The following is a 1,785-nucleotide window of genomic DNA, read 5'->3' as shown; positions in this document are numbered from 1 at the left end:
GGCGGGCTCCGGCTCCCGGAGCGCACCGCGCCCCCGCCGGAGCCGGAGCCCGCCGAGCCGCCCGACCGGGCCCTCTGCTTCGGCGGGGTCGGCTGCGGCACCTCGATCACGATCGCGACGCCGGACGGCTCACGGGCCCCCGTGATCCGGCCCAGCTCCGCGTCGCTGGAGGTGACCCGCGTGGTGCGCGGCGCGATGCCCGCGTCCTGCATCAGGCGGGTCATCTCCCGCTTCTCCTCGGGCAGCACCAGCGTGACGACGCTGCCGGACTCCCCGGCGCGCGCCGTACGGCCACCCCGGTGGAGGTAGTCCTTGTGGTCGGTCGGCGGATCCACGTTGACGACCAGGTCGAGGTCGTCGACGTGGATGCCGCGGGCCGCGACGTTCGTCGCGACGAGCGCGGTGACCTGGCCGTTCTTGAACTGGTCCAGGGTCCGGTTGCGCTGCGGCTGCGAGCGCCCGCCATGCAGGGCGGCAGCCCGTACACCGCTGGCGAGGAGCCGCTTGGCGAAGCGGTCGGCGGCACGCTTGGTGTCGACGAACATGATCACCCGGCCGTCGCGGGCGGCGATCTTCGTGGCGACGGCCTTCTTGTCGGTCTCGTCCAGGACGTGGAGCACGTGGTGCTCCATCGTGGTGACCGCACCGGCGGACGGGTCGACGGAGTGCACGACCGGGTCGGTGAGGAACATCTTCACGAGCCGGTCGATGTTCTTGTCGAGGGTCGCGGAGAACAGCATCCGCTGCCCGTCCGCCTCGACCTGCTTGAGCAGGGCGACGACCTGCGGCATGAAGCCCATGTCGGCCATCTGGTCGGCCTCGTCGAGGACGGTGATGGCGACCTCGTCCAGCCGGCAGTCGCCGCGCTCGATGAGGTCCTTGAGCCGGCCCGGGGTGGCGACGAGGACTTCGGCTCCGCGCCGCAGGGTGGCGGACTGCTTGGTGATCGACATGCCGCCGACGACGGTGGCCATCCGCAGGTTCACGGCGGTCGCGTACGGGGTCAGCGCGTCGGTGACCTGCTGGGCCAGCTCACGCGTGGGGACGAGGACCATGGCGAGCGGGGCGCGCGGCTCGCTGCGGCGGCCTGCGGTGCGGGCGAGCAGCGCCAGGCCGAAGGCGAGGGTCTTGCCGGAGCCGGTGCGCCCGCGGCCGAGGATGTCGCGGCCGGCCAGCGAGTTCGGCAGGGTCGCGCCCTGGATCGGGAACGGCTCGGTGACGCCCTGTGCGGCGAGGGTCTTCAGCAGCGCGGCGGGCATGTCCAGGTCGGCGAAGGCCTCGACGGACGGCAGCGCGGGGGTCACGGTCTCCGGCAGAGCGAACTCGGCGGGCTGTGCGACGGCGGGCTTGCGGCGGGCCGGGGGCTTGGAGCCGCCCTGGTTACGGGAGCGGGGTGCGCCGCCCCGGCCGGTCGAGGAGGCCTGGGCGCCTGCACCCTGGCCCCGGCCTCGGCCGCGGGCCGGTCGGGAGCGGGGGGTGCGGTCCTGGCGTTCGGATCGCTCGGAGCGTTCGGAGCTGGTCATAGGGAATTGCCCTCCTGGGGGGATTCCTGGGCAACTGCCGAGTGGGTTGGTGCGTTGTGCCGGTCCGGCCGTCCGGGTGCGCCCCCAGGATGTGCGCACAGAACGGGTTGTTGCGACGGGTGGTCGCTCGGACAGCACAAACCGGGGCCCCCCCCCCCCCCGGGGGGGGGGCCGGGGGGGGGGGGGGGGGGCCCGGCGATTGGGCGGGGGGGGGGTTTGACCGGGGGGGCCCGGGGGGGGCGGCGGGGGGGGCGGCGGGGCG

1 protein-coding gene is annotated in these 1,785 nt (G+C 74.7%); it reads right to left on the bottom strand.

Annotated elements, in window-relative coordinates:
- Positions 1 to 1,523: DEAD/DEAH box helicase (locus JS521_RS35475; protein WP_205086964.1), on the bottom strand; the 1,523-nt coding region annotated here is incomplete at its 3' end.
- Positions 1,524 to 1,785: the final 262 nt, after the last annotated feature.

This window comes from Streptomyces durocortorensis (assembly GCF_016901035.1).
GTDB classification, from domain to species: Bacteria; Actinomycetota; Actinomycetes; order Streptomycetales; family Streptomycetaceae; genus Streptomyces; species Streptomyces durocortorensis.
This window is presented reverse-complemented; position numbering and strand designations above follow the sequence as displayed.